Source organism: Methylophilus sp. DMC14, assembly GCF_056314085.1.
In genome coordinates, this window is sequence record NZ_JBQUZA010000001.1 from 98,297 (window position 1) to 119,056 (window position 20,760).

Genomic DNA, 20,760 nt, shown 5'->3' on the forward strand with positions numbered 1-20,760 from the left:
CTTGAGACGCTGCTTACTTATTACATTAACTCGCCAAGTTTTTATTCCACGCCTCTAACCAACGCAAAGTCTCAACCTCATCCATTGGATCGGCAAAATAATGTCCTTGACCAATTTTACAACCTAGCTCTCGCAAACCAATCGCTGCAATATCACTTTCTATGCCTTCTGCAATAGTCACTACACCCAAACTTTCAGCTAACTGAATAGTGGAAATAATCGATTTTCTCGATTTAGAAGAAGCCTCCATAGTTGTGACTAAGGATTTATCGATTTTGACTTCTGAGAAGTGTAGTTTATCTAGATGTGTAATTTTGGAATCATTACGCCCAGCATTTTCCATCGCTATACGAAAACCATTCATCCTCAACTGAGCCAAAAATTCTAGTAATAAAGCATTTTCTAACAAAGCTGCTTTTTCCAGCTCTAAGGCAATTCGATGTGGATTTATATGAAACTTATGGCAACAACTATTAAGCATTTCCAGTAATTGATGATCCTTCATACAAGGACAGGGAACATGAAAAGAAAACGATAGGCTTGAATTTAGTTGTTCAATAAACTCCAATCCCGTATCAATAACTAAATGAGTAATCTGCGAAAGCGTATTTGTTTTTTCAGCGGCCTGTATAAAGGCTTCTGGAAGCTTTAATCCATATTCTGGATGTCTCCACCGTAACAGACCTTCAAACCCGACGACTTCACCTGAAATTAAATTAATTTGAGGTTGATAATGCAAAACGAAATGTTTATTACTAATAGCATTTCTTAACTCGGACTCGTCCAAATTGAAAGTGGAAATACCACTACTTTTTTTACTTTCACAATTTATAAAATGACTATCAATTTTCATGATTTGTAGTCCTTTTTTAAATTAATACCGAAGACTATTAAGATACGTTTTACTAATCCTTTGCCCACTTCACTTAAGCAAGCCACCTTTAGTGACCTCTATCAGAGCTAACGCAATTCATCCTATAGAGAAGCGACTTATTAATCATTACTAAAAAACCCGATTTTTTTGTCGGATTAATCTCACAAGTTGACTACGCACGGTTTTGTAGCAACCTAGTCCAGTCATGGACTAATAGTCATACTATTTTTTGAAGATTCTTTTCAACTTTTCGTTTCCTCACCACAAAACAAAAAAGACCCAAGGCATTAACCTTGAGTCACTCCCGCCTGCACAAATCCAACTACCATGCCAAGCCAACATAACGGCAAACGATTACCATCGGGACGTCGATATCGGCGCCAGCCCCCATTTACCAGCCTATGGCTCAAGACGTGCGACTATGGGCAGGACTTGTAGACGAGGGTCGGTGAGTTTTGAAGTCGGAGTGCGGGCAACTGGCTAAAATTCTGAAACGCCGGAATTCTGAAAAACTGCGCCCGTTGGAAAATAGTGAAAAACTGAAAGCCGAAACTCTGAGTCCCCGTTCGGCATTGAGAAAAGAAAAACGGCTTACATTTCTGCAAGCCGTCTTTTATATTTTGGTAGGGTGTGCGGGGATCGAACCCACGACAAACGGATTAAAAGTCGGCTGATAATTCATTAAATCATTGATTATTATTGAAAACCAATATTATTCAACCGTAACCAAGATTAATTTAAAATCAGTAATTTAGCGTAAATTTCATTAACTGTGAAAAACTAATTAGTGTACTGAAATTGTACCTTTAGGTTGGTTCAATGGGTGTTAATGAGACTATAATTCAATAAACCTAATTCCAAGACCTTGTATGATTGAGTCTGTTGCGAGTCATTTATCAAACCATGCCTTGTCTCATTCATTATCGGATGAAAGAGATTGTTTTGGGAGATTTGCCTTTAATAGATACTATTATGCTTCCTTCTTAATTGTCAAAGACGAGCTTCTAAAAATCCGAAAAGAATGGAAGCAGTTGCCACATGCGTCAATACCTGAAATTTTGATGGGTCAAATTACAACAGAGTTAAAAAGAGGGCTGCACACCGCAAAAAAAAACTCTGATGTAGATTTAATAGCACATTGTTCTCAAGCAATCACAGCAGCAAAGAACCTAGCAGACCTATTGAATAAAGGAAAGGCTGTTAGAGTCACTGCAGACTATTTTCCAGAGGTACCGGTAGATTTTTTTGACGCCTACGGATTTAAACTCAATTCAGTCACAATCGAAGAGGCTAAAGCCTGGCCATTCAAAAGTAAAAGTTACATAGACAAGATACACTTTGCTTGGAAACAGATAAATGTCTGAAGAAATTATTCTTACAACCCTTCAAAGACTTGAGATTCCTGTAGCTGGGGCAATCATTAGAGATTCAGATGCAGGTGAATTGTACTTTGTCTTCATCTCAATTACTCGAGACCACAGGAATCATCAGATTCCATCAAATAGACACTTAGATATCGCAAAAAATGAGATCCAATCCCATGGTGTGAGGGTTGAGTTTTTACTGACTGAACCATCAACAAGAGACATCGAGTCTGGACTAAGAGCAACTTTAATACATGAGTACGGTGAGTTTCTTAGAAATTCATTTATGTCTGTTGAAAAAATGCAAGCAGTTGTTTGGATTGACCCTAAGATGGCCCTTCCTGATGGAACTTTATCTAATATTAATAAAAAGATAAAAGTATATTTATCGCAATTTAATATAGATTTAACTTCGGTCACCCTAACGGTGGGTGAGAACTTTCCGAGTATTACGGTCTGTATAAGTGCTATTAGGAAATTAGCGCCGGTCAACATAGAAACTTTAAATAATTATTTAATCTTGAAGGGGTTTACCGTCCCCTCATTGGACTGGCTTAAAAGAAGACTGGATACCATTCGAAAAAGCGGTAAGATTGTTTGGTTGGAACAAAATGAATATGTCTTATCCATCTCCACGATAAGACAACTTGGCACCTTAAAAAACAGAAACAGTCCGGATATCTCAAGACTTCTTGCCCTAGCAAAAGGCATACGATAATATTGGAAGGCGAGAGTCTCGGCGAAGGTGTGTATCATGCCTAATTGCCAAGATTACGGATAGAAGGATTCCGGTGAAAAGGCTGTGAATCCTTCGAATCCCCAGCCTTTTCACCGGCCTCAAAACGAAAGATAACTTTCTAAAAGATAGCTTTGCTTAATGAGACTCTCGCACTTATATTTTGAGTCCCCACTCTTCCAATATAAAAACTTGAATGATTTCTTCAAGATTCTTTCCAATGAATTACCGGCGGAAGAGCTTGCAGAAATTCAAAGATTGGTGGACTTAGGCCTACCCCCCATCACTTCCAGAATAACTCTTGCAGCTTTATTTGGGATCAACCCAGGCATTATTTGGTCTTTTGAGAAAAGAACGGATAGGTTTTACAGGAACTTCTTCATACCCAAAGGCAACTCCAAAAGACTTATTAACGCGCCAAGAGTTGGCTTAAAACTTATTCAAAAATGGATATCAGTACAATTGCAAATTGCACTTTCTTTTCCAGATCATGTATACGGTTTCATTAATAATCGATCACATATCGATGCTGCTAAACAACATTGCAATGCGAGATGGGTCTTCTCCGTCGATATCAAAGACTTCTTTTCAACTACGCCCAGAATACTTGTAGCAGAGTCACTAGTTAGAATTGGCTACACTCCCGAATGTGCAGAACTAATTTCGAAACTATGTTGCTACAGAGACCACTTGGCTCAAGGTGCACCTACCAGTCCTGTTTTATCAAACCTGTGCTTCAGAGCGCTTGATGAAAAATTGCAGTTGATCGCAAAGAACCATGAAGTAAGGATGACAAGATATGCTGACGACATTGTATTTTCTGGAGAAAATGATTTCCCAGAAAAACTAGAAGAGGAGGTTGTATCTCTTTTTACGCAAACACCTTGGAAATTATCTGATCGAAAAATTGAATTATCAAGGCTCCCGAACAGATTAAAAGTTCATGGATTATTGGTTCACGGCGAAAAGGTGAGGCTTACCAAAGGTTACAGAAAAAAATTAAGAGCTTATGCTCATTTGTATTCCAAAGGGGCTATTAATTCGAATGATTTAGCTACTATTAGAGGGCATTTAGATTACGGCAGATTTGTCGAAAAAACTGCTTAATATTTGCATAAATTCTTTGATTAGACTCAAATGCATATACTCACCACTCAAAAATCACTAGGTCTTTTCGCGATTAATGTAATAGCTGACGCATTCTGAGAACTCAACCCTCATCTACCCAACAGAAAAATCGTCACTGATAGAGCAAGTATCGATAATTATTTTGATCTCAGAAATTTGCGCAGTACCGGATTAAGCACTTCGCAAGCTTCATCCATGCGGCTCTCCGCTTCGTCTTGCTGCTCTTTGGCAGTCATTGCCACCCATTCATAGCCGCAAGACTGACAACGTAAAATAAAATCTCCGGTAATTGAATCTGTTTTCCCTTGATGCCTATCGATCACACCACATTCAGTGCATGCTGTTTTCATACAGAACCTTCTAAATTACAGATATCAATTACAACGCCAGAACAAACTAAACAGCGATCCCGTGGTCAGTCTTAACGAGTTGCTAGCCATGATCATCACCATTTCTGCGTAAAAGAAACTCTGTTAACAAGTTCACACCCAAGGCTATAGTCGCTCCAGGAAATACATAGGCCCAAACTTTCAAATGAAGAGATGCCTCGTTACCGGCAGCAATTAACTCCGCTTTCTTCTGCTGGGTCAGCCACACTTCAGTGTTTGCAAGCATCTCCGTACCGATTCCAATGACTAGACCTCCAAGGGCAATAAGCAGTAGACCGAATATCCAAAGACCGTGATACTTTGGTTTTGAACTCTTAAACATAACAAGTAATAGAATAGCTGGCGCGATTCCGATAATGGCAAATGTTATGCTGATGGTTACGGATGGGCTCAGATAATTCTCCTATGGACGCAATTGGTAGCGCTCCGCTTTAGTGATAGGTTAAGAGAAAAACTCATAGCTCAATTATTGCATCATCCTCGAAGATCCTCGGATGTAGACGTTCAACATGAGATTTTCCTTTGGGTGGGTAGTGCCCCATTTGTTTTGCTACGAGCATGGCTTCATCAGCCGTTTGACATGACTTTGATACATCCAGACGATACCCTGTTTTTTGTTCAATTACTGCACAAGTTACATAGTAGTAATTACACGACAATCTAAGAATATCGCCAACCTCGATCGACTCCTTAGCACAACACTTTTTCCAGTTTGCATCATCCATATCTGCAAGGTAGTGAATTCTATATTGGAACATTCAATCTCATCCTAACGTCTGAACTCATCAGAGCGCCGCCAATAGGCGGAGCGTCCAGTGGAGTGGGTTGAACCTAAATTTCACGGTAAGACAAACTACTCAATTTACTGTAACCAAACTTTTCATTTACTGCTGTTATTTAGATACGGCCAGACAACTAGTCCACAAAACCATGGTAACGGCCAACCGTGACTACTGCATCAACAAATCTCTCTGCAGTCGCACGATCCATGATTACAGTTTTTCCATCTACTACTAAATAAATACTATCCTCAGGATAAAAAGAGGAACGCCCAAACTCAATATTTAGTGACTCTTTACCACCTTGATCGTGTATGGTTTCCTCAAAATACATTGTCGTAGCCATTGGCAAGCCCTTTTAATTTTTCTGGTTTAGCGGATGATTTTTGAAACAGATCTGTCTTACATTTGTTTAATAGCAACCTCTTTAAGTAATATTTGAAAACCTTAGAGAGAACCCTAGTATTATCATCAATTCTCCCATCTTGACAAGAACTTCAACGCCTGCATAAGACTTAGAAACTAACTTCTCGTATAATGAGCCCATAACCAAGAACTAAAGAGGGAATACCCTCTTGACTTTTTGAAAAAAGAATTGCACTGATCAAATAAAAGGCATACAATCTGCTTTAACAACTAACCCAATTTATTTAATGGCTTGACTATTAGATGTTTGGGAGAGAAAGCCAGCGAAAGCTGGTTTTTTCATTTCGAGGGGGCGAAATGGAACAACAAGAAAAAACTACACTCCGGACGCGTATATATATCGACGGCTATAATTTCTATTATGGCTGCCTGAAAAACACAAATTTCAAATGGCTAGATATACAGCAATTATTTGAGAAACACATTCTTCCTACAATTCTTTTCAGACTCGACGGTAAAACTGTTAATTTTGAACTTCTTCCCTTATCTACAAAATATTTCACAGCTAAAATTCTGCAGATAGCTGCAAGCGCCGATGACTCGTGCTCTTCGCAAGACAAATATCATAAGGCGTTAAAGTTTCTGCACAACGGTAAATTAGAAATTATCGAAGGCTATTACTCTTGTACTCAAACAAAAGCTAAAAAGGTTGATCCCTCTAACCCTAGCTTAAATCCCAAGGACTGTTTACCCATTACTGTATGGAAAATAGAAGAAAAACAGTCAGATGTAAATTTAGCTTTGCAGGCATATCACGATGCAATAACAGGTCAAGTTGATCATGTAGTTATCGTGACTAACGATACTGATATTGCCCCAGCTCTTAAAATGATTAGAGAAACCACCAATGTCAGCATTGGGTTAGTAATCCCAACTAAACCAAGTGTTCGTCAAGCAAACGTTGACTTAAAGAAATACGCTCATTGGACTAGAGTCCACATCACTGATAAAGAGCTATCTCTATCTCAGCTCCCTAGAGTGATTCATGGACCAAAGAAACCTATATCTAAACCCGATACCTGGTACCCAAATCAACAAATCTTTCAACAAATCTTAGCTCGCGCTTCAGCAGTAACAGGTAGTAAGGGAGCTGCTTATAAATGGCTCCAAACAAGCAATCCTTTATTTGGAAATCGAATTCCTATAGAAATGATTGAAACAGAAGTAGGTGCTAATGAGGTACTTCAGTATTGTATTGATTACGATACCCAGCAAGCAGCAATCGAAGCTAATCAAAATCAGACCCCTGAGTAAAGCCAAGTCACAATATGCCATCCCATATTCAAAAACTTAGATCTGCTATTGAAGAGTGGCTAATTAGAAATGAGATGGACACGGACACGAGATTTTACTCCATTGAGGAATGGAATACTCGAGGAGAAGAATATCATACTGATTCAGAGCTGGTTCTTATATTTGAAGGTGGTTTATATTCTTTATTAAACCATGGCTGTGATACGCTAGAGTTCGATGATTATATTGAATCGTTTGGCTATTACTACGAAATGGGCCACGCCTGGAACATGGGGTTTTACCGAATACCTGACTATGACTTCTCACCAGTACAAGGAAATTACTCCCAAAAGCTTTTAGATCCAAGATGGAAGAAAAAAGCCAAGCTTGTCAAAAAACAAGCTGATAATAAATGTCAGGATTGCGGATCCTCTGAAAGACTGGAAGCACATCATTGTTATTACACTCCACTTAGAAGTGGTCATGAACCATGGGAATACCCTTTAAGTGCGTTTCGATGTCTTTGCCGCAATTGTCATGAGTTGCGAGAGAAATCAGAAAGTCGAATGCGAGCCTATCTTGCACGCTTAACGTCAGATCAACTGGACACCCTTCGCAAGAATTTAGATCACGCGTTTTACTGGTTTGAGAAGGATGCTGTTCTTTCACATCTCGCGAATTTAGGACATAACAACGAAGAAATATTAACCTCCCTTGAGAGGCTCTTTCAAAAAAGAAATGAGACTGAATAAAATCTTACCAACTCACCCGATTCGTTCTGTCCTAGCTTACTTGCAACAACGTTTAAACTTCTTACCGCTTCCACATGGACAAGGCTGATTAACCCCAATCTTTCCTGTCGTATTTTTTGCACTTTCAATTCTCTTTAGTTTTAAGTGATTAGCACTATCTACCAAGATTGACATCTCTTTAGCACTTAAGCTATTTAAGGTCACAAAAGTCCAGTTGACCTCTCGCAGCTTTCGGTCCTTTGTGTAATCAAGCTCTAGAGCCAAGCGTTTAGTCTCATTATTTCCAACCATAACAGTTTGGGTGAAATGTAAGACCTTCTGATAGTTTCGAGGCGCAAAAGGGGAGTGGACAAATTGAGTGAGTAACACGCCACCGTAGGAAGTATATGGCCTAGTTCGGCCATTAGCTTCAGCAAATGCCAGCTCCCCTTCAATTACATCGGCTAAACTCTGTCGAAAGTCACCAGACAGGTCTAACAAGAAGCTAACTATCTCTGACCTACCAGGTAGATTAGTTTTAGATAGAAATTCAATAATTTCTGTTATTTTCTCGGGCATCTCCTGCGCGGGTGGAGTAGCGACATCGCCCTGAGTTACTGCATGATAGTAGTTATCAAGAGACTCTCGAAATCCATTGAAATGCAAATCAAGAATACCCTGCTGAACAAACTCCTCTGCGTACATCACATAATTATTTTGTGCTACATATAATCCAAAATGATCCATCTCATCATTGAGGTCAATATATTGCGACTGAGTGGCTTGTATTCTTTGTTCCACATAATGCAGAAATTGAAGTGGGTTCTTAAACAAATCTGCATAGACTCTCAAGTCATCTATTGAAAGTGCCCAAACAGGCTTCCCCCCCACATCCACCCCAACATGCTTTAAATGCTGTACTCTGGCGGCCAATTCGGTAAATGAATCAAGCGTTATTGCACATACTGAGACATGCCTAAATTTTGAAAAATTTAAACTTGCAATTCGTTTATGACTTACATCAAACAGATCTACTGTTTCAGAGCTCTTCAAATAACTCAAGAGGCGATGACCTTGATTTCCAGGACTTAGAATAAGACTTTTGAGCGATTCGATATGTGATGACAAATCTGTTGCTGGTGATGTGTAAGTGAATGCTCCTGCCTTCACTTCTATAATAAATAAATGATCATCGTAAATGACAACTCCATCGGCCTCATGCCACTGTGCCCCTCCTTTTCCAGCATTAAATCGGTAATAGATTTGACGATGAGTTACTGCCCCTGGAAGCAGCAACTCTAAATACTTAAATGGCAAAGACTCTGAGACCTCTTTCTGCCTTTCATTCCAGGTTGCTATATAGTCAGGAGCTAATTTAAAGATTACTCTCTGTAGAACTCTATATATCTTATCGAACAAAACAAATACATCGAAACAGCATATCTGTCCATTTAACCTAATAAATGGCCTTTTCATAGTTGGCCAGAGTCTCAGCGGCCACCCAGCATAATCTCCTGAAGCAAAAAAATCCTCTTCTTCACCGGCAGACCACGTCAACTCATCTAACAACTTTGATGGAAGTTTTGTAATTTTCTGCAGATCAAAAAAATCTAAATCTTGAATCTCAGCCCGCAATCTACCAACTCTTGCAGAGAGTTCTGGGTATCTTTCACTAAGAACTTGCCTTAGGACTAAGATGTCTGTTTCTCTGCTCTCATGAGCAATCTCCTCCATTCGAGTACTAAACTCTTTTTCAACAGCAATAAACTCCTCAAATAAAGGCCCTAATCCTTTGGTCAGCTTGTCTAATATTTTCAATAGTTCATTTATGAGTGTGTCGGCATCAATATCAAATAGCTTTTGTAAAATATCAGAGTGCGGCAAGAGCACATCTTTTAAAGCCTGTCCCTCATGAACCTGATATCGCTCCCCTCTGACATTTGCCCATATCAATTGAGCAGAATGCTTAAACTCAGCCAACTTGAAATCAAAGTTGGGATCCTTTGACTTCTCGTAGGACAATTGACAAAAACTGAACTCATAATTCAGTTTTTTAAATAGACTCTGAATATCATTTACGAGGGCTAACCAATCGTCCTCCGAGACACCCTCCTTCTGCTGCTGAAGGCTGGGTGCTGTAGAAGCAATCACGCTTTGGACATAATCAATCATTCGCATCGACAACGAAAGATCTCGATCATTTGATTTCTTTTCATAAAAACCAATTGAAAGCCCAGCAAACTCCCACCAAGCCCTATGAAGCAATCGATCATAAGGTAACTGTTGAATTCGTTTCCTAATATTGCTAATTAAAAAGTCAATTTCTTTAACTACATCAGGAAACTGGCTTGCTAAGCGACTCTGGAACTGGAGGAACTGCTCTTCGCTAAAATTTGATTGAGAAACTATGTGATTTCCATATCGAGCATACGTGACCGGCCCTCTTGAAAAGACCTCGTCAGGTTGAAGCTTCAATTTCTTTTTTTTCTTTTTGGCCAAGGGATAGTCCCTCTACTTAAAAATAAGGAGTAAGTTCATGAAACTCGTTTTTAGGTGCACTATCTGGCTCAGAATAAACTATATCTATTCAGAGAAAAATCTATGAGCTCAGTTAAATATATTATAAATACCGGCGACAGCCTATCCTGCACTAGGTCAGGAACTTGGAAAAGTGTTGATAATATCAACGATTTGTCATTCAGTTACGGTAACTATATTGATTTAAATCTGACAATTCACGTGACTGTAAAAGTGCCTTGATCTTGAATAGTTACTGTAACTAATCGACAGTCCCTGGAACCAGGTGAGGTATAAACGTTGATAATATCAACGACACTGCATGGTTTATAACGGTGGTTCGTGAATGGGCATACACCTTGTATGCCCCAAATCAGACCATGTGAACAAAGCCTAGGAAATCGTATTTAATAAAAATCGATTATGCCCTGCATAAAAATCGTTGATATTATCAACGATTAGTCATTAGTTACTGTAACTAATAGATAGACTCCGGCAAATGTTGGTCCATTTTTATCTCACTACTTTCAACGGTTTTCGCCTGTGAAGATAAAGAACGGACCCAACGTAGCAATGCTGATAGTTCTGCTTCATCAGTCAAAAACTTCAGGCTATTGATAGTAGATTTATGGAGCCCCTGGATTGAGTTTGTGTAACTCAGAGACATATACCCATCAAACCTATTGCAACTTACTTCGCAAGAGTTTCCAAAAGCCATAAAACTGGCACGCCAACTACCTTGGTTAGATGGATAATCCTCGAATGAAAGTATCTTGCATCCCATATTACTAAGTGTTGAGTACAGGCTGCTCTGATTCATATTTCAGACCTTTAAGTATTGTTGTTATGCGTTTCTAGCACCAACCCAAAAGATAACATATGTTAACATTTTCATTTACTAATCGGCAATCTTAGTATTAGTAGCAATGAAACCTTCATATAGGGAGTCCAGCGTAAAATTTATACACCCCGCCAAACAGTCTCTGAATCATATAGTTATAGATTTTACCAATACCTCATCCACTGCCTTATCCACAGATTTTGTGGAAACCAATAGGCATTAAGTTAGCGTATAAAAATATAACGTTATTTCTGTAACAATAATAACTTGATTATTGTTACAATAATTACATGGCGCATGATGATTATGAAAACTTAGATAAACGACCAGGATCTGGACGAAGAGTCTACGCCTGTCCCGTACTGTCTCATTAGAGGTTTGGCTCATTAAAATGATGAACAAGCCTACTCCTGTTAGCCAGAATCCCTCGGTAATCCGTATCCCATTTTACGAGGGGAAAGTTCGAGCCGGACAGTCCCGCTTTGCCTCAGCAGCGCAGGATTATGAGATGAAGGAGCTCGATTTGAATGAGCTTCTTGTCACTGACCCGCCAGCAACCTTCATTGTACAAGTTGCTCAAGATTGCGACTCAATGGTGGATGCCGGCATTCTCCCTGGTTCTAAACTAGTGGTGAACAGAGCACTTGGACCTAAAGCTAAGTCATCGAATATTGTGATTGCCATTGTTGATGGTGAGTTCGTCGTTAAACGGTTATACAAAAGATACAAAATCGTCCGTCTCCTCTCTGAGAACAAGACAAAAGCGTACCCGCCAATTGAGTTTACAGAAGGACAAGAGCTCGTAATTTGGGGTGTCGTGCTACATGTCATCAATTCATTCACGTAATCGCGTTTTTGCTCTCGCTGACGTTAACTCTATGTATGCCTCCTGCGAGGAGGCATTCCGTCCCGATATCAAGGGTAAACCGGTTGTCGTCCTATCCAATAATGATGGATGTGTGATTGCCCAAAATAAACTCGCCAAAGAAACCTTGGATATTTATATGGCACGTCCCTGGTTTGAGATTAAGGAAGTTGCCGAGAAGCTGGGGACAGTCGTGTTTTCTTCTAACTATGAGCTTTACGCCAATATGAGCAATCGCTTTACGGCAGTCCTATCCAGGTATTCACCTCGCATGGAAAAGTACTCAATTGATGAGGTGTTCTTGGAAATGACGGGCATCAAAGTCAACTACACCGATTATGGCCAGGAAATTAAGCGAGATGTATGCGATTCAACTGGCTTGCCCATTTGCGTAGGTTTTGGCCATAGTAAAACCCTAGCAAAACTGGCCAATCATTGCGCCAAGAAGCAATCACATTGGAATGGGGTATGTGACTTTACCGCTCTATCTGAAACTGAGGTTGATGCCATCCTGGCCGACTTACCAGTATCCAAAGTCTGGGGCGTAGGAAATAGGCTTGAAGCTAAATTAAATGAGGTTGGTGTATTTAACGTACTGCGTTTAAAAAATGCAGACCCTAAACGAATCAGAGACAAGTTTGGTGTGTTGCTGGAGCGTACAGCCCGAGAGTTGAGAGGTGAAGTCTGGATAGAAATGGAAGATGAGCTTCCTGAGGCCAAACAGGTCATGAGTTCACGTTCATTTGGCGTGCGAGCCTCTACGATGGAAGATCTCAGCCAGGCGATTGCTTATCACGCTGGTATCGCTGCAGAACGAATGCGTAGTAAAGGTTTATATGCCAACGGTGTCTATGTATTTGCACAGAACAGTCCTCATGATCAGGCTGAATTTTATCAGGGGCAACTTTCAGTAGGCTTTCCAGCGCCAACTAACTCGACGACAAAAATAACCAAAACAGCCTTATGGCTTTTGAGGAAGATATATAGACCTGGTGTTTATTTTCAGAAATGCGGCGTAATGTTGCTGGCCACTGTTTCAAGTGGTGGCTTGCAAAGCGATATGTTCGGCTTTACTGAGAGCGATTCAAAATCCCAAGCGTTAATGGAGGTAATGGATAGAATTAATCAGAAGTATTCCAAAGGCACACTGAAAACTGCTGCTGAAGGTCAGGTTCAGGCTTGGAAGATGCAACGCAACTATCTAAGCCCGAATTACACGGGAGATTGGAATGAGCTCTTAACAGTAAAATGAGTTATGCCTGACCTGCATCTAACTTCCTGATGAATTCTCCTTTTAACTCCATGACTCTTTGAACCTCATCCATTCTCAGGACAACTTCATTACATGAAGGACAATAGTCACCTTGTACGTGATTAATAATTGTTACCTCTTCCTTGTAGGTGAAAGGTAAATCTCGCTCATCAGAAATCAACTCTGCGCCACCGCAAGCCGGACAAATCATTCTAAAAGCCCCAATTTTAATTCTGATCTATGGTTTTATAACATCGCATAAAATCAGTTACAGTAACCATACAAAAAAGCTACGCAATTTGCGCCCTGCGCATGAAAACAAAAAGCCCCAGATGGGCCTGAGGGCGAAAAAAGCTACCAAGGTTTGGTTGTATTTTCTGCCATTGATCCGCTCTCAATCGCATCACCGATCTTCTTCAGAATTCTGAATGCCTAGGATTCAATCTGCGCTTTTTAGATACTGACGCGACTGTTATCAAGAAAGTAATATTAGACAAAAATGTACTAAGCGCACTAATTGGATCAGATGGTGCCGGAATACAGAGTATCAAAGTCACAAGACTAAGCCCAAGAATTTTCAATGCATGAACGTCATCATCCAAGCCATAAGTATTAATAATGTGCTTATTCCAAGCCACTAAAGCGTTGCGGCTTCCCTGGGGTGAAACTAAATATTTAATAATGACCATCCAGAGTACTGCTGGCACAACACTAAAAATGACCACATACCCAGTCAACGTTAATAACCAGTATCCAACTTCTGTGACTTCATGCGACATTCAAGACTCTTCACTCATTGCATTCTGTTTAAAACAGAATATAAATCTTAAAGAATAGCTCAAATTTGGAGTGCATCAACTTTTCTTTTAAAGGCCAACATTAACTCCATAGTTCGACTACACTCATCGACATTTAAAATACTCTCGTTACACGCAGAGCAGAAATCACCACTAACATTAGGAATAATGGTTGTCTGGCCTTTGTACGTGAATTGCTGGTCTCGAATATCTGCAGTCAACTCTGCACCACCGCAAACGGGACAAATCATTTTAAAAAATCCACTTTAAGAGCGTTGCTTCAATAAGGCTGCGATCACCCTTCTAACCGCTTGAGCAGTGACTTCATCATGGATTCCCTCTGCTCTCAAGAAATCTTCAAAATCAGTTCCCAGGTAAGGATTAGCTGTATTCTCTGCCAGTGATCCACTTTCGATCACATCACAAATCTGCTGCAGGGTATCAGGATGCTCCCCGGCGCGCTCCTGCACATCCCATACCTGGCTAACATTCATATTTAACGCATCAGCAACTGCACTAGCTCCCAAAGCCATGAATACGGTATTCAAGGCCTCACCGAGTGCAACAGGATCGCCCTCTTCCTTTACTACGCGAATATAAGCTTTTATATCTTCGTAATCTGCCATGAAATGAGCGGCATTAAAATCAGGGAGTGACGCCACATCTATCTTTTTTGTCATATACATCCAATGCAACTACTTAAAAAGCGTTGATATTATCAACGACTATGAGTTGTAGCGTTCTCCAGGATCACTTCGATAGCGCTAGCCTTAAGCATTGGCCAATGCTTACGCCTCTCCGCTACGAGGGTAGCCATCAGCAAAAACAACACAGCAGACACAAGCGTGTACAAGCTGGTTAATAGGTCATATGCAGTAGGAATACAAAACATCAATGAGAGTGAGCCCAACCCAAGTATACCTATGGAGTTCTTTGCATCGTTGAAACCAAGCCTTATGTTGTTATGGTGCCATCTAACCAAGCCAACTACGCCTCCCCTACGGTAAACATAATAATTGGAAACAATAAGCCACAAAATGCAAGGAATGATCATAAAAATTGGTACGTATCCCGTCAGATTCATCAAAAAATAACCTAATTCCCGTAGTTCTTGCAACATTCGAAACTCCTATTCTTCGGATTATTATTCGCGGCATATAGCCACAGTGAGTGTTTTAGTTTTGAGGGGCTTAAGATTGAGTTCTTAAGCGTAATCACCTCTAGAAATATTTTTTAAGATTAAAGGTTGTGCCAGGCGTACGATGGGCATCAGCCATTGCTTGCTCACGCTGTTGCTGTTTCAACAGGTTTTCTTCTGCTCGATTCAACTCAGAGAACATTTGCAACTTGATTTGCTCATTCTGGATCAAGGCATTTTCTGCTTGAAGCCTGGCATTTAACTCAGCGATTGATTTGGCGTCAGTTGTCTGATTAATCTGCTTCATGAGAGACTCAATTTGATCCATACGCTTGGTTGATTGATCATAAGCATTTAGGCCAAAGGATTTTTGAGCCGCTGATAGGCCTGCACTTCGGTTACACAACAATTGATCTTGTGCGTTTTGCACTTTTGAGCAATCAAAAATCTGATTCGCTTTTCTGATTTGGGCTGCAGTGCCTGTAAGTCCAGTTACATCCCCTTTGTTGAGGGTGTCGTAAACCTGTCTCCAGTCATCAGGCAAGTAATTACGTAAGGCTGGATTATTCAAAAGAGTACCCATCCCACGATTGCCATTCAGCGCACTATAAAGCTGCTTCTGCTGTTCAACCTGGTTCTTAAGTTCTTGAACCGATGCAATTGCCTGAGCCACGGATGAAGCATCAAACACAGGTATGCCACCGGCAAATGCGCCTGACACTTGCGCGGCTAATAAAAGACTTACAAATATTTTTTTCATGATTTACCTTTCGCTGATATCAACGGTCAACTCATTGACCGGCATTTTGTTATGTGCCAACGCACAAGCTGCCTAACCCTTTGATTTTTCTTCACGGCGCCTATGCATTTCCATCAATTTCTGAGTGGGCGTTTTTGAAGGCCCTGAGGACTTGGCACTTCCCCCAGGTGCCCAACCCCAACCACTTCGATTATTGGCCCTTGCTTTTGACCAGTAAGCTGGGTTTGCTAGCGTGTTACCCCTCGCAATATGAGATGCACGGCTGGCATACTCCTTTTCCCCAGTTCTGGCATTTGTTCGAGATACCTCGCGCCCCAGATAATTTTTAGCTGAGGCTATTGGTTGGGTAGCAAGCTTCGCAGCTGCACTGATAGGATTTGAAACGGCCAAGGCTACGCCTCCAGCTAGTTCTGATGCTAGGGTAGAGGCTCCTTTCATAAGTCCAACACAAACAAATACAGCGATTAACAATGAAAATGAAAAAGATAATGGTTCACTTTTTTCCATTTCAAAACCCGCGGAAACGCCTGTAAAGATTGATAGGGCGAATGAGAGCACTATGGTCAGAAAAGTGATCGTTAACACTCTATTTAAGACAGTGGATATAAAAGAGTCGAAGATTTTGCGCGTAGGTGGAAATATGGCAGCAGCAATTGCTACCTGGCCAAATGCCAACACTAGTGCAAGACTGGCTTTCGCCACCATGATGCTACCCGCCGCGCTCCAGGAAATTAATGCTGAGCCGGCATAGACGATTATTGCTCCCAGCGCCCATCCGATAGATCCTTCTGAATAAAATGAGGCTTTCTTAAGGAGCTCTGATCCCAAGTCCAAGCCCTTCTGGAGGGCAAGATCGGCTGCCGCATAAGGATTAGTTTGTTCACCGGCAACCGCACTGACCAATGCATTTTGAAGATCGGACAGATCCCCCAAAATCTCAAGCTGGTATATGCTGCTTGAGAATGCAATGCTCGCCAATACAACCATACCTGCACAGCGTTCAAGAACATTGATAAATGGTGCTTGAAGCCTTCCAGACATGGCTTGATACCCCATCACTGTAAGCCACAAGAAGATACCGCCGTAGACGTATTTATATACAGCAAGTGCCAGGGCCTGAGAATGCTCGTTTGCATAATGTGTTGTAACACTGTCAAGCACAGCGCCCAGCTCCTGAAATAGATTAATGGTCATGTGTACTTTTCCTTATTTATTATCATTACCAGGTCTGAGATGGAACTGAATATCTGGCGACTTTGCTGCCCCTTTATACAACTTGATTTCATCGCATTCTTTTTTGCTAAACTCACCTGCATTTGTTAGGCAACTTAAAGCTTTTTCTTCAGTTGAGTTCAAGGTGTTGCAGACTTCAGCCTTATTGTTAAAGGCACACATAAACACTTTTGTTACATCGACTTTCTCAGGCTCTTTGTGACAAGCCGTAACAATGAGTACCGAAAGGACTAAAAAAACGTATTTCATTTCACTCTCCCTTTATTCATGTTTTGTTTCTGAAATAACAACGTGATCTGGCGAACATCCAGGAGCTTCATATAGCTAACGAAATCGTCACCCTGCATTAACAATGGCTCATCTGTGCGCGAATTGAATACAAAAAATGAAGCAACTTTGTTTTGAGCGATAAGCTTGACACCCTTATCTGTATGTAGCGCGACTAAACTCAAGCCTGGTATCAAGCCCAACTCAATATCTATTGTGTGCACTGACTCTAAATTCATCTTTCTGATCCTTTATCTTTGCTTTTCTGCTTATCAAGCTGTGAACGCAACTGCTTTTCAAGCTGCTCACCCAAACTGTCAGTCGAAGGCAGGGCATTCGCAAAGGCTTTTGCCTCTGATGACAGTTTTTCAGCCCCCTGGGCTTGCAGGGCATGCCCAATTTCGCGCCAACTATCGACAACGTGCTGTCTAGTGCGTGTAATCTTTGATTTCATGGGGTTAATGATCACTTGGGCATTGCGTATAAAGCCCTCTGCAGCCTTTTTAAGAGCCTCCCTATGGAATGACCTTAACCCACGCTTTTCCAGGTGTATTACGGGCTGTTTTTTAGGTCGCTTTGTGACTCCTCGAACTGGACGACGAGTAGCATTGGCTTCGATACCGTGGTCTATCAGCTTTTCTGCAAACATCTCACGCCACCGTTGTAAGTCTGCCTTACGCGGGTTCAGCCTTATACCGTCCTTACCCATTGCCTTAACGCATAGATGAACATGCGGATGTTTCTCATCGTCATGAGTTGCAAAGACATAACTATAGTTATCGCCAAATTCCGCTTTTGCAAAGTCTCTTGCAGCGCTAGTTACGGATTTTCGATCAGTCCCAGGTGGCATTGATAAGACTATATTGAAAGCTTGCTTAGGTTTAGAACCCACCTCATCAGCGATGGGATAGCCTCCAAATCTCCACTCATTTTGCAGATCCCTCACCTCTGGACGTCCAGAAAAAATATTTCCGGATTGATCCTCCAAAGGCACATCACCGTTTCTAGAAATGTACTCAAGATGGGACTTAATTTGTACCAGTGATTTACCGCCACCACTTATCTTTACCATCACTTCTGGAGTCCTGCGAACGGTATTGCGGATAGCATTGCTTAAGTAAACAGGTCTTGGCTTAGTGGATTTTCTGGGCAAGGGCTTGCGTTCAAGGCCTGTTAGGGTTCGACGCGATTTTAGCGGCCTGACATCCTCATAAAACAAACGGTCACCGACCTGTCGTAATAATCCGTCAACGACGATGGGAAATTCAGGCGAATTACTCATGTTTACCCCCCTGCCATCTGTTCAAATTGTTGGCGATCAAGGCGGCCACATGTTGCGTATGCAAATTGATCTCTTGGCGGATTTCCTGTATTAACTCAACTCTCGCTAAATCAGTTTCGAGTGGGTTACGGTTAATAGCACGAGCTATTTGATTGAGATTGGTACCTAAACGCAACAGCTGGGATGTTGAGGCAGTTAGCCCATCCATTTCGTGCTGACCAAAGGTTGGAACAGTCCTGGCCAGACGAGCATCCACAAGTCCACTAATAAATCGGTTTGGTGAAAACCCTTCAGCTTTAGCACGCCTTTGTAATTCAGCATACAAAGACGGTTTTAAACGAATCTCGATACGCTTTGTTTTACCGTCATCGATAATATCCGTAGCCACTTCTGGAGTGGAGCCAAATTCCCTTGTGAGCAAATGCTGGATTACCTGTTTCAAAGCGCTACTCGATTTGACGCCTTTTGATAAACAGTACTGATCCCACTTCGACCGTAGTGGCCCAAGATAAACGGAAATGATTGGAGCGCTCATAAAGAACCATCCCTTCCAGCGCTCGCAGTTTTAAACCCCAAAGACGATTTGATCTGCGCCATGTTTGCCCTAGCTTGATCTTTGGAAGTGGGCTTTGGCTTGCGCTCATGATCTGCAGCTGCAACTTGGCGACGACTTCTATTTGCTGCAATTTGGAGACCCGCGCTTGGATTAAATGATTTGTTTTTATATCTTTTAACGATTCCTCCAAACCACTGGACTGGCGACGTCTTGATTGAGCGTCCTCGAATCGCACCTTCTAGTTCGTCAACAAGCATCAACTGTGCTGAGGAATCAATTCCTTCCAGCAATAAAATAATCTGCTTAATTTCAATCTCAGATAGTTTTAAGTGAGCAAGATCGATAGGGGTAGTAGTACTTTTTAATACATTAAGTCCTTTGTTATTACCTGTATTTATTAATGTGTGATTATCCGAAGCAGGAAAATCCGAAATTGGAAAACCCGTATTCGGAAAATCCGTTTCTGGTGTCGAGGGCCCATTTTCAAACGCTTCTGGTGTATCGGTCACCTCCCAAAAGTTGCCCAAAAATCGACCCGACTCTTCATCTCGAATTTTTTCTATTGTTAGGTAACCACACTCCTGCAGCTCAACCAAACCAGTGCGCGTACTATCCCGACCACTTGGGCGCAAACTTCCAAGCTTTTTCAGATACAGCTTAAAATCTGGAGGCAATGAAAGTAGGTACGTGAGTATCCCGAGGGCTTTCCAACTTAGTCGATCATCACGAATGAGATTGTTGTTGAGCACGGTAAAGTTAGACCTGACTTTACGCCTGATAATGATCCCGTCTTGAGCCATATATCAAGCCTCATCAATAATCTGAGCGATACGTGCACTTTTAAACATAACCCTTCGGCCAAGCCTGACTTTTGCAGAGTTTAGCTTTCTGGAGAGTTCCCCATCCCTAGTAAGGGTTACTCGAAGACCTTCAGGGCTCCGATTCAGCAGCCGTGCAACATCTTGCATGTTTAGTAAGATGCCAAAGGTGGAAATAATCTGTTGTTCTGTTGTCATTTGAGACACCTTAAATCTATGGCGCATAGGCGCGTGAAAACACTTTCCTGCAATCAGGAAAACTAAAAGATTAGGGTGTGGGATTAAGACCGAAAGGCCAGAGGGGCGCTTAGCAAAGGAAGTTGCGTTAAGCCAAGTAGATCGGAAAGGCGATCAAAAAAAGAAATTTCTGGTCGAGGATTTACTGCAAGGAAAGAGCAAAAAAGCTGACGCCAAATGCTCATCTTCTCGCGTAGGCGATCAATGTACTCAGTCAATTCTTCTCTGATGGCAGCAACAAAATCGGTTAATTTTTCTGCCATCCAGTGATTAAGTTGTGTGAAAGCCATCATGAAGCTTATAGTAAGCATGTAAGCTTCAACGGCTAATTCAGTAGGCACTATTAACAGACTTAAAAGAAAAACGAAGGTGAACGCAATAAAAACAAAGCGGTAAACCGGTAACTGGTGATCCAATACCTGGTTCACATTTTGACATGCAGCTTTTACCTGTTTATTTAAATGTCTTACGCTCATGTTTTGAAGACTATCACAGGTTTTGATAGGTTAACAACAAGTATCCCATCTTACGAGGTTT

Annotated in this window: 25 protein-coding genes; 7 read left to right on the plus strand and 18 right to left on the minus strand. The window is 41.2% G+C overall.

Annotated elements, in window-relative coordinates; all coding sequences use genetic code 11:
* Positions 1–25 precede the first annotated feature (25 nt).
* Positions 26–853: an EAL domain-containing protein gene (locus tag ACT53C_RS00495; protein ID WP_476144304.1), complete on the minus strand. Its 828-nt coding sequence runs from the start codon at positions 851–853 to the stop codon at positions 26–28.
* 890 nt (positions 854–1,743) lie between these two features.
* Here ACT53C_RS00495 and ACT53C_RS00500 point away from each other — a divergent pair.
* From ACT53C_RS00500 to ACT53C_RS00510, 3 genes are all read left to right on the plus strand, one after another.
* Complete coding sequence (locus tag ACT53C_RS00500) at positions 1,744–2,238, plus strand: hypothetical protein (RefSeq protein WP_476144306.1); 495 nt, start codon at positions 1,744–1,746, stop codon at positions 2,236–2,238.
* Complete coding sequence (locus tag ACT53C_RS00505; protein ID WP_476144308.1) at positions 2,231–2,956, plus strand: hypothetical protein; 726 nt, start codon at positions 2,231–2,233, stop codon at positions 2,954–2,956. Before ACT53C_RS00500 ends, ACT53C_RS00505 begins: the two co-directional genes overlap by 8 nt.
* A gap of 210 nt (positions 2,957–3,166) precedes the next feature.
* Positions 3,167–4,081, plus strand: a complete 915-nt coding sequence (locus tag ACT53C_RS00510; RefSeq protein ID WP_476144310.1) for a reverse transcriptase family protein — start codon at positions 3,167–3,169, stop codon at positions 4,079–4,081.
* 158 nt (positions 4,082–4,239) lie between these two features.
* Here the strand turns inward: ACT53C_RS00510 and ACT53C_RS00515 are convergent, their stop codons facing one another.
* The 3 genes from ACT53C_RS00515 to ACT53C_RS00525 all read right to left on the minus strand — a co-directional run bounded on the left by ACT53C_RS00515 (position 4,240) and on the right by ACT53C_RS00525 (position 5,616).
* Entirely contained in the window at positions 4,240–4,452 is a 213-nt protein-coding gene (locus ACT53C_RS00515) for a hypothetical protein (protein ID WP_476144312.1), read from the minus strand.
* An 82-nt stretch (positions 4,453–4,534) separates the two neighbouring features.
* Positions 4,535–4,813: a hypothetical protein gene (locus ACT53C_RS00520; protein WP_476144314.1), complete on the minus strand. Its 279-nt coding sequence runs from the start codon at positions 4,811–4,813 to the stop codon at positions 4,535–4,537.
* A gap of 593 nt (positions 4,814–5,406) precedes the next feature.
* On the minus strand, positions 5,407–5,616 hold the full coding sequence (locus ACT53C_RS00525) for a hypothetical protein (protein WP_476144316.1): 210 nt from the start codon (positions 5,614–5,616) through the stop codon (positions 5,407–5,409).
* A gap of 377 nt (positions 5,617–5,993) precedes the next feature.
* Between ACT53C_RS00525 and ACT53C_RS00530 the strand changes: the two genes are divergently transcribed.
* Both ACT53C_RS00530 and ACT53C_RS00535 read left to right on the plus strand, forming a co-directional pair.
* The gene (locus tag ACT53C_RS00530) at positions 5,994–6,950 is read left to right on the plus strand and encodes an antitoxin Xre/MbcA/ParS toxin-binding domain-containing protein (protein ID WP_476144318.1); all 957 of its coding nucleotides are present in this window, start codon (positions 5,994–5,996) and stop codon (positions 6,948–6,950) included.
* 14 nt (positions 6,951–6,964) lie between these two features.
* A complete protein-coding gene (locus tag ACT53C_RS00535) occupies positions 6,965–7,681 on the plus strand; it encodes a hypothetical protein (RefSeq protein WP_476144320.1) in 717 nt (238 codons plus the stop codon).
* Positions 7,682–7,717: 36 nt separating this feature from the next.
* Here ACT53C_RS00535 and ACT53C_RS00540 read toward each other — a convergent pair whose 3' ends face one another.
* Complete coding sequence (locus ACT53C_RS00540; protein ID WP_476144321.1) at positions 7,718–10,159, minus strand: YecA family protein; 2,442 nt, start codon at positions 10,157–10,159, stop codon at positions 7,718–7,720.
* A gap of 1,250 nt (positions 10,160–11,409) precedes the next feature.
* Between ACT53C_RS00540 and ACT53C_RS00545 the strand changes: the two genes are divergently transcribed.
* Both ACT53C_RS00545 and ACT53C_RS00550 read left to right on the plus strand, forming a co-directional pair.
* On the plus strand, positions 11,410–11,865 hold the full coding sequence (locus tag ACT53C_RS00545; RefSeq protein WP_476144323.1) for a LexA family protein: 456 nt from the start codon (positions 11,410–11,412) through the stop codon (positions 11,863–11,865).
* Positions 11,843–13,135 carry a Y-family DNA polymerase gene (locus ACT53C_RS00550; protein WP_476144325.1) on the plus strand — a complete coding sequence of 431 codons (1,293 nt, stop codon included), beginning with the start codon at positions 11,843–11,845 and terminating at the stop codon, positions 13,133–13,135. The genes ACT53C_RS00545 and ACT53C_RS00550 overlap by 23 nt, the downstream gene beginning before the upstream one ends.
* A 1-nt stretch (position 13,136) precedes the next feature.
* Here the strand turns inward: ACT53C_RS00550 and ACT53C_RS00555 are convergent, their stop codons facing one another.
* From ACT53C_RS00555 to ACT53C_RS00615, 13 genes are all read right to left on the minus strand, one after another.
* Positions 13,137–13,346: a type II toxin-antitoxin system MqsA family antitoxin gene (locus tag ACT53C_RS00555; RefSeq protein WP_476144327.1), complete on the minus strand. Its 210-nt coding sequence runs from the start codon at positions 13,344–13,346 to the stop codon at positions 13,137–13,139.
* A 205-nt stretch (positions 13,347–13,551) separates the two neighbouring features.
* Positions 13,552–13,914, minus strand: a complete 363-nt coding sequence (locus ACT53C_RS00560; RefSeq protein WP_476144328.1) for a hypothetical protein — start codon at positions 13,912–13,914, stop codon at positions 13,552–13,554.
* Between the two features lie 59 nt (positions 13,915–13,973).
* Positions 13,974–14,183 (minus strand): type II toxin-antitoxin system MqsA family antitoxin, encoded by a 210-nt coding sequence (locus ACT53C_RS00565; protein WP_476144330.1) that lies wholly within the window; start codon positions 14,181–14,183, stop codon positions 13,974–13,976.
* Positions 14,184–14,198: 15 nt separating this feature from the next.
* Positions 14,199–14,618 carry a hypothetical protein gene (locus ACT53C_RS00570; protein WP_476144332.1) on the minus strand — a complete coding sequence of 140 codons (420 nt, stop codon included), beginning with the start codon at positions 14,616–14,618 and terminating at the stop codon, positions 14,199–14,201.
* 534 nt (positions 14,619–15,152) lie between these two features.
* A complete protein-coding gene (gene virB5 / locus ACT53C_RS00575) occupies positions 15,153–15,830 on the minus strand; it encodes a P-type DNA transfer protein VirB5 (RefSeq protein WP_476144334.1) in 678 nt (225 codons plus the stop codon).
* A 72-nt stretch (positions 15,831–15,902) separates the two neighbouring features.
* Positions 15,903–17,024, minus strand: a complete 1,122-nt coding sequence (locus ACT53C_RS00580) for a TrbL/VirB6 family protein (protein ID WP_476144336.1) — start codon at positions 17,022–17,024, stop codon at positions 15,903–15,905.
* A gap of 12 nt (positions 17,025–17,036) precedes the next feature.
* Positions 17,037–17,312, minus strand: a complete 276-nt coding sequence (locus ACT53C_RS00585) for a hypothetical protein (RefSeq protein ID WP_476144338.1) — start codon at positions 17,310–17,312, stop codon at positions 17,037–17,039.
* The gene (locus ACT53C_RS00590) at positions 17,309–17,569 is read right to left on the minus strand and encodes a hypothetical protein (protein ID WP_476144339.1); all 261 of its coding nucleotides are present in this window, start codon (positions 17,567–17,569) and stop codon (positions 17,309–17,311) included. The genes ACT53C_RS00585 and ACT53C_RS00590 overlap by 4 nt, the downstream gene beginning before the upstream one ends.
* Positions 17,566–18,612, minus strand: a complete 1,047-nt coding sequence (locus tag ACT53C_RS00595) for a relaxase/mobilization nuclease domain-containing protein (protein WP_476144340.1) — start codon at positions 18,610–18,612, stop codon at positions 17,566–17,568. Before ACT53C_RS00595 ends, ACT53C_RS00590 begins: the two co-directional genes overlap by 4 nt.
* A complete protein-coding gene (gene mobC, locus ACT53C_RS00600; protein ID WP_476144341.1) occupies positions 18,605–19,147 on the minus strand; it encodes a plasmid mobilization relaxosome protein MobC in 543 nt (180 codons plus the stop codon). The genes ACT53C_RS00595 and mobC overlap by 8 nt, the downstream gene beginning before the upstream one ends.
* Positions 19,144–19,968, minus strand: coding sequence for a hypothetical protein (locus tag ACT53C_RS00605; RefSeq protein WP_476144343.1), 825 nt, complete (start codon positions 19,966–19,968; stop codon positions 19,144–19,146). The genes mobC and ACT53C_RS00605 overlap by 4 nt, the downstream gene beginning before the upstream one ends.
* A gap of 3 nt (positions 19,969–19,971) precedes the next feature.
* Entirely contained in the window at positions 19,972–20,184 is a 213-nt protein-coding gene (locus ACT53C_RS00610) for a hypothetical protein (protein WP_476144344.1), read from the minus strand.
* A gap of 83 nt (positions 20,185–20,267) precedes the next feature.
* Positions 20,268–20,699 (minus strand): hypothetical protein, encoded by a 432-nt coding sequence (locus ACT53C_RS00615; protein WP_476144345.1) that lies wholly within the window; start codon positions 20,697–20,699, stop codon positions 20,268–20,270.
* Between the last annotated feature and the right edge of the window lie 61 nt (positions 20,700–20,760).

Excerpts from the sequence above, each read along its gene's own strand:
- ACT53C_RS00610 (WP_476144344.1), bottom strand. The coding sequence starts at position 20,184 with ATGACAACAGAACAACAGATTATTTCCACCTTTGGCATCTTACTAAAC.
- mobC (WP_476144341.1), bottom strand. The coding sequence starts at position 19,147 with ATGAGCGCTCCAATCATTTCCGTTTATCTTGGGCCACTACGGTCGAAG.
- ACT53C_RS00525 (WP_476144316.1), bottom strand. The coding sequence starts at position 5,616 with ATGGCTACGACAATGTATTTTGAGGAAACCATACACGATCAAGGTGGT.
- ACT53C_RS00535 (WP_476144320.1), top strand. The coding sequence starts at position 6,965 with ATGCCATCCCATATTCAAAAACTTAGATCTGCTATTGAAGAGTGGCTA.
- ACT53C_RS00495 (WP_476144304.1), bottom strand. The coding sequence starts at position 853 with ATGAAAATTGATAGTCATTTTATAAATTGTGAAAGTAAAAAAAGTAGT.
- ACT53C_RS00555 (WP_476144327.1), bottom strand. The coding sequence starts at position 13,346 with ATGATTTGTCCGGCTTGCGGTGGCGCAGAGTTGATTTCTGATGAGCGA.
- ACT53C_RS00545 (WP_476144323.1), top strand. The coding sequence starts at position 11,410 with ATGATGAACAAGCCTACTCCTGTTAGCCAGAATCCCTCGGTAATCCGT.
- ACT53C_RS00500 (WP_476144306.1), top strand. The coding sequence starts at position 1,744 with ATGATTGAGTCTGTTGCGAGTCATTTATCAAACCATGCCTTGTCTCAT.
- ACT53C_RS00530 (WP_476144318.1), top strand. The coding sequence starts at position 5,994 with ATGGAACAACAAGAAAAAACTACACTCCGGACGCGTATATATATCGAC.
- ACT53C_RS00515 (WP_476144312.1), bottom strand. The coding sequence starts at position 4,452 with ATGAAAACAGCATGCACTGAATGTGGTGTGATCGATAGGCATCAAGGG.
- ACT53C_RS00595 (WP_476144340.1), bottom strand. The coding sequence starts at position 18,612 with ATGAGTAATTCGCCTGAATTTCCCATCGTCGTTGACGGATTATTACGA.
- ACT53C_RS00520 (WP_476144314.1), bottom strand. The coding sequence starts at position 4,813 with ATGTTTAAGAGTTCAAAACCAAAGTATCACGGTCTTTGGATATTCGGT.
- ACT53C_RS00560 (WP_476144328.1), bottom strand. The coding sequence starts at position 13,914 with ATGTCGCATGAAGTCACAGAAGTTGGATACTGGTTATTAACGTTGACT.
- ACT53C_RS00505 (WP_476144308.1), top strand. The coding sequence starts at position 2,231 with ATGTCTGAAGAAATTATTCTTACAACCCTTCAAAGACTTGAGATTCCT.
- virB5 (WP_476144334.1), bottom strand. The coding sequence starts at position 15,830 with ATGAAAAAAATATTTGTAAGTCTTTTATTAGCCGCGCAAGTGTCAGGC.
- ACT53C_RS00550 (WP_476144325.1), top strand. The coding sequence starts at position 11,843 with ATGTCATCAATTCATTCACGTAATCGCGTTTTTGCTCTCGCTGACGTT.
- ACT53C_RS00605 (WP_476144343.1), bottom strand. The coding sequence starts at position 19,968 with ATGGCTCAAGACGGGATCATTATCAGGCGTAAAGTCAGGTCTAACTTT.
- ACT53C_RS00580 (WP_476144336.1), bottom strand. The coding sequence starts at position 17,024 with ATGACCATTAATCTATTTCAGGAGCTGGGCGCTGTGCTTGACAGTGTT.
- ACT53C_RS00570 (WP_476144332.1), bottom strand. The coding sequence starts at position 14,618 with ATGTATATGACAAAAAAGATAGATGTGGCGTCACTCCCTGATTTTAAT.
- ACT53C_RS00585 (WP_476144338.1), bottom strand. The coding sequence starts at position 17,312 with ATGAAATACGTTTTTTTAGTCCTTTCGGTACTCATTGTTACGGCTTGT.
- ACT53C_RS00590 (WP_476144339.1), bottom strand. The coding sequence starts at position 17,569 with ATGAATTTAGAGTCAGTGCACACAATAGATATTGAGTTGGGCTTGATA.
- ACT53C_RS00565 (WP_476144330.1), bottom strand. The coding sequence starts at position 14,183 with ATGATTTGTCCCGTTTGCGGTGGTGCAGAGTTGACTGCAGATATTCGA.
- ACT53C_RS00615 (WP_476144345.1), bottom strand. The coding sequence starts at position 20,699 with ATGAGCGTAAGACATTTAAATAAACAGGTAAAAGCTGCATGTCAAAAT.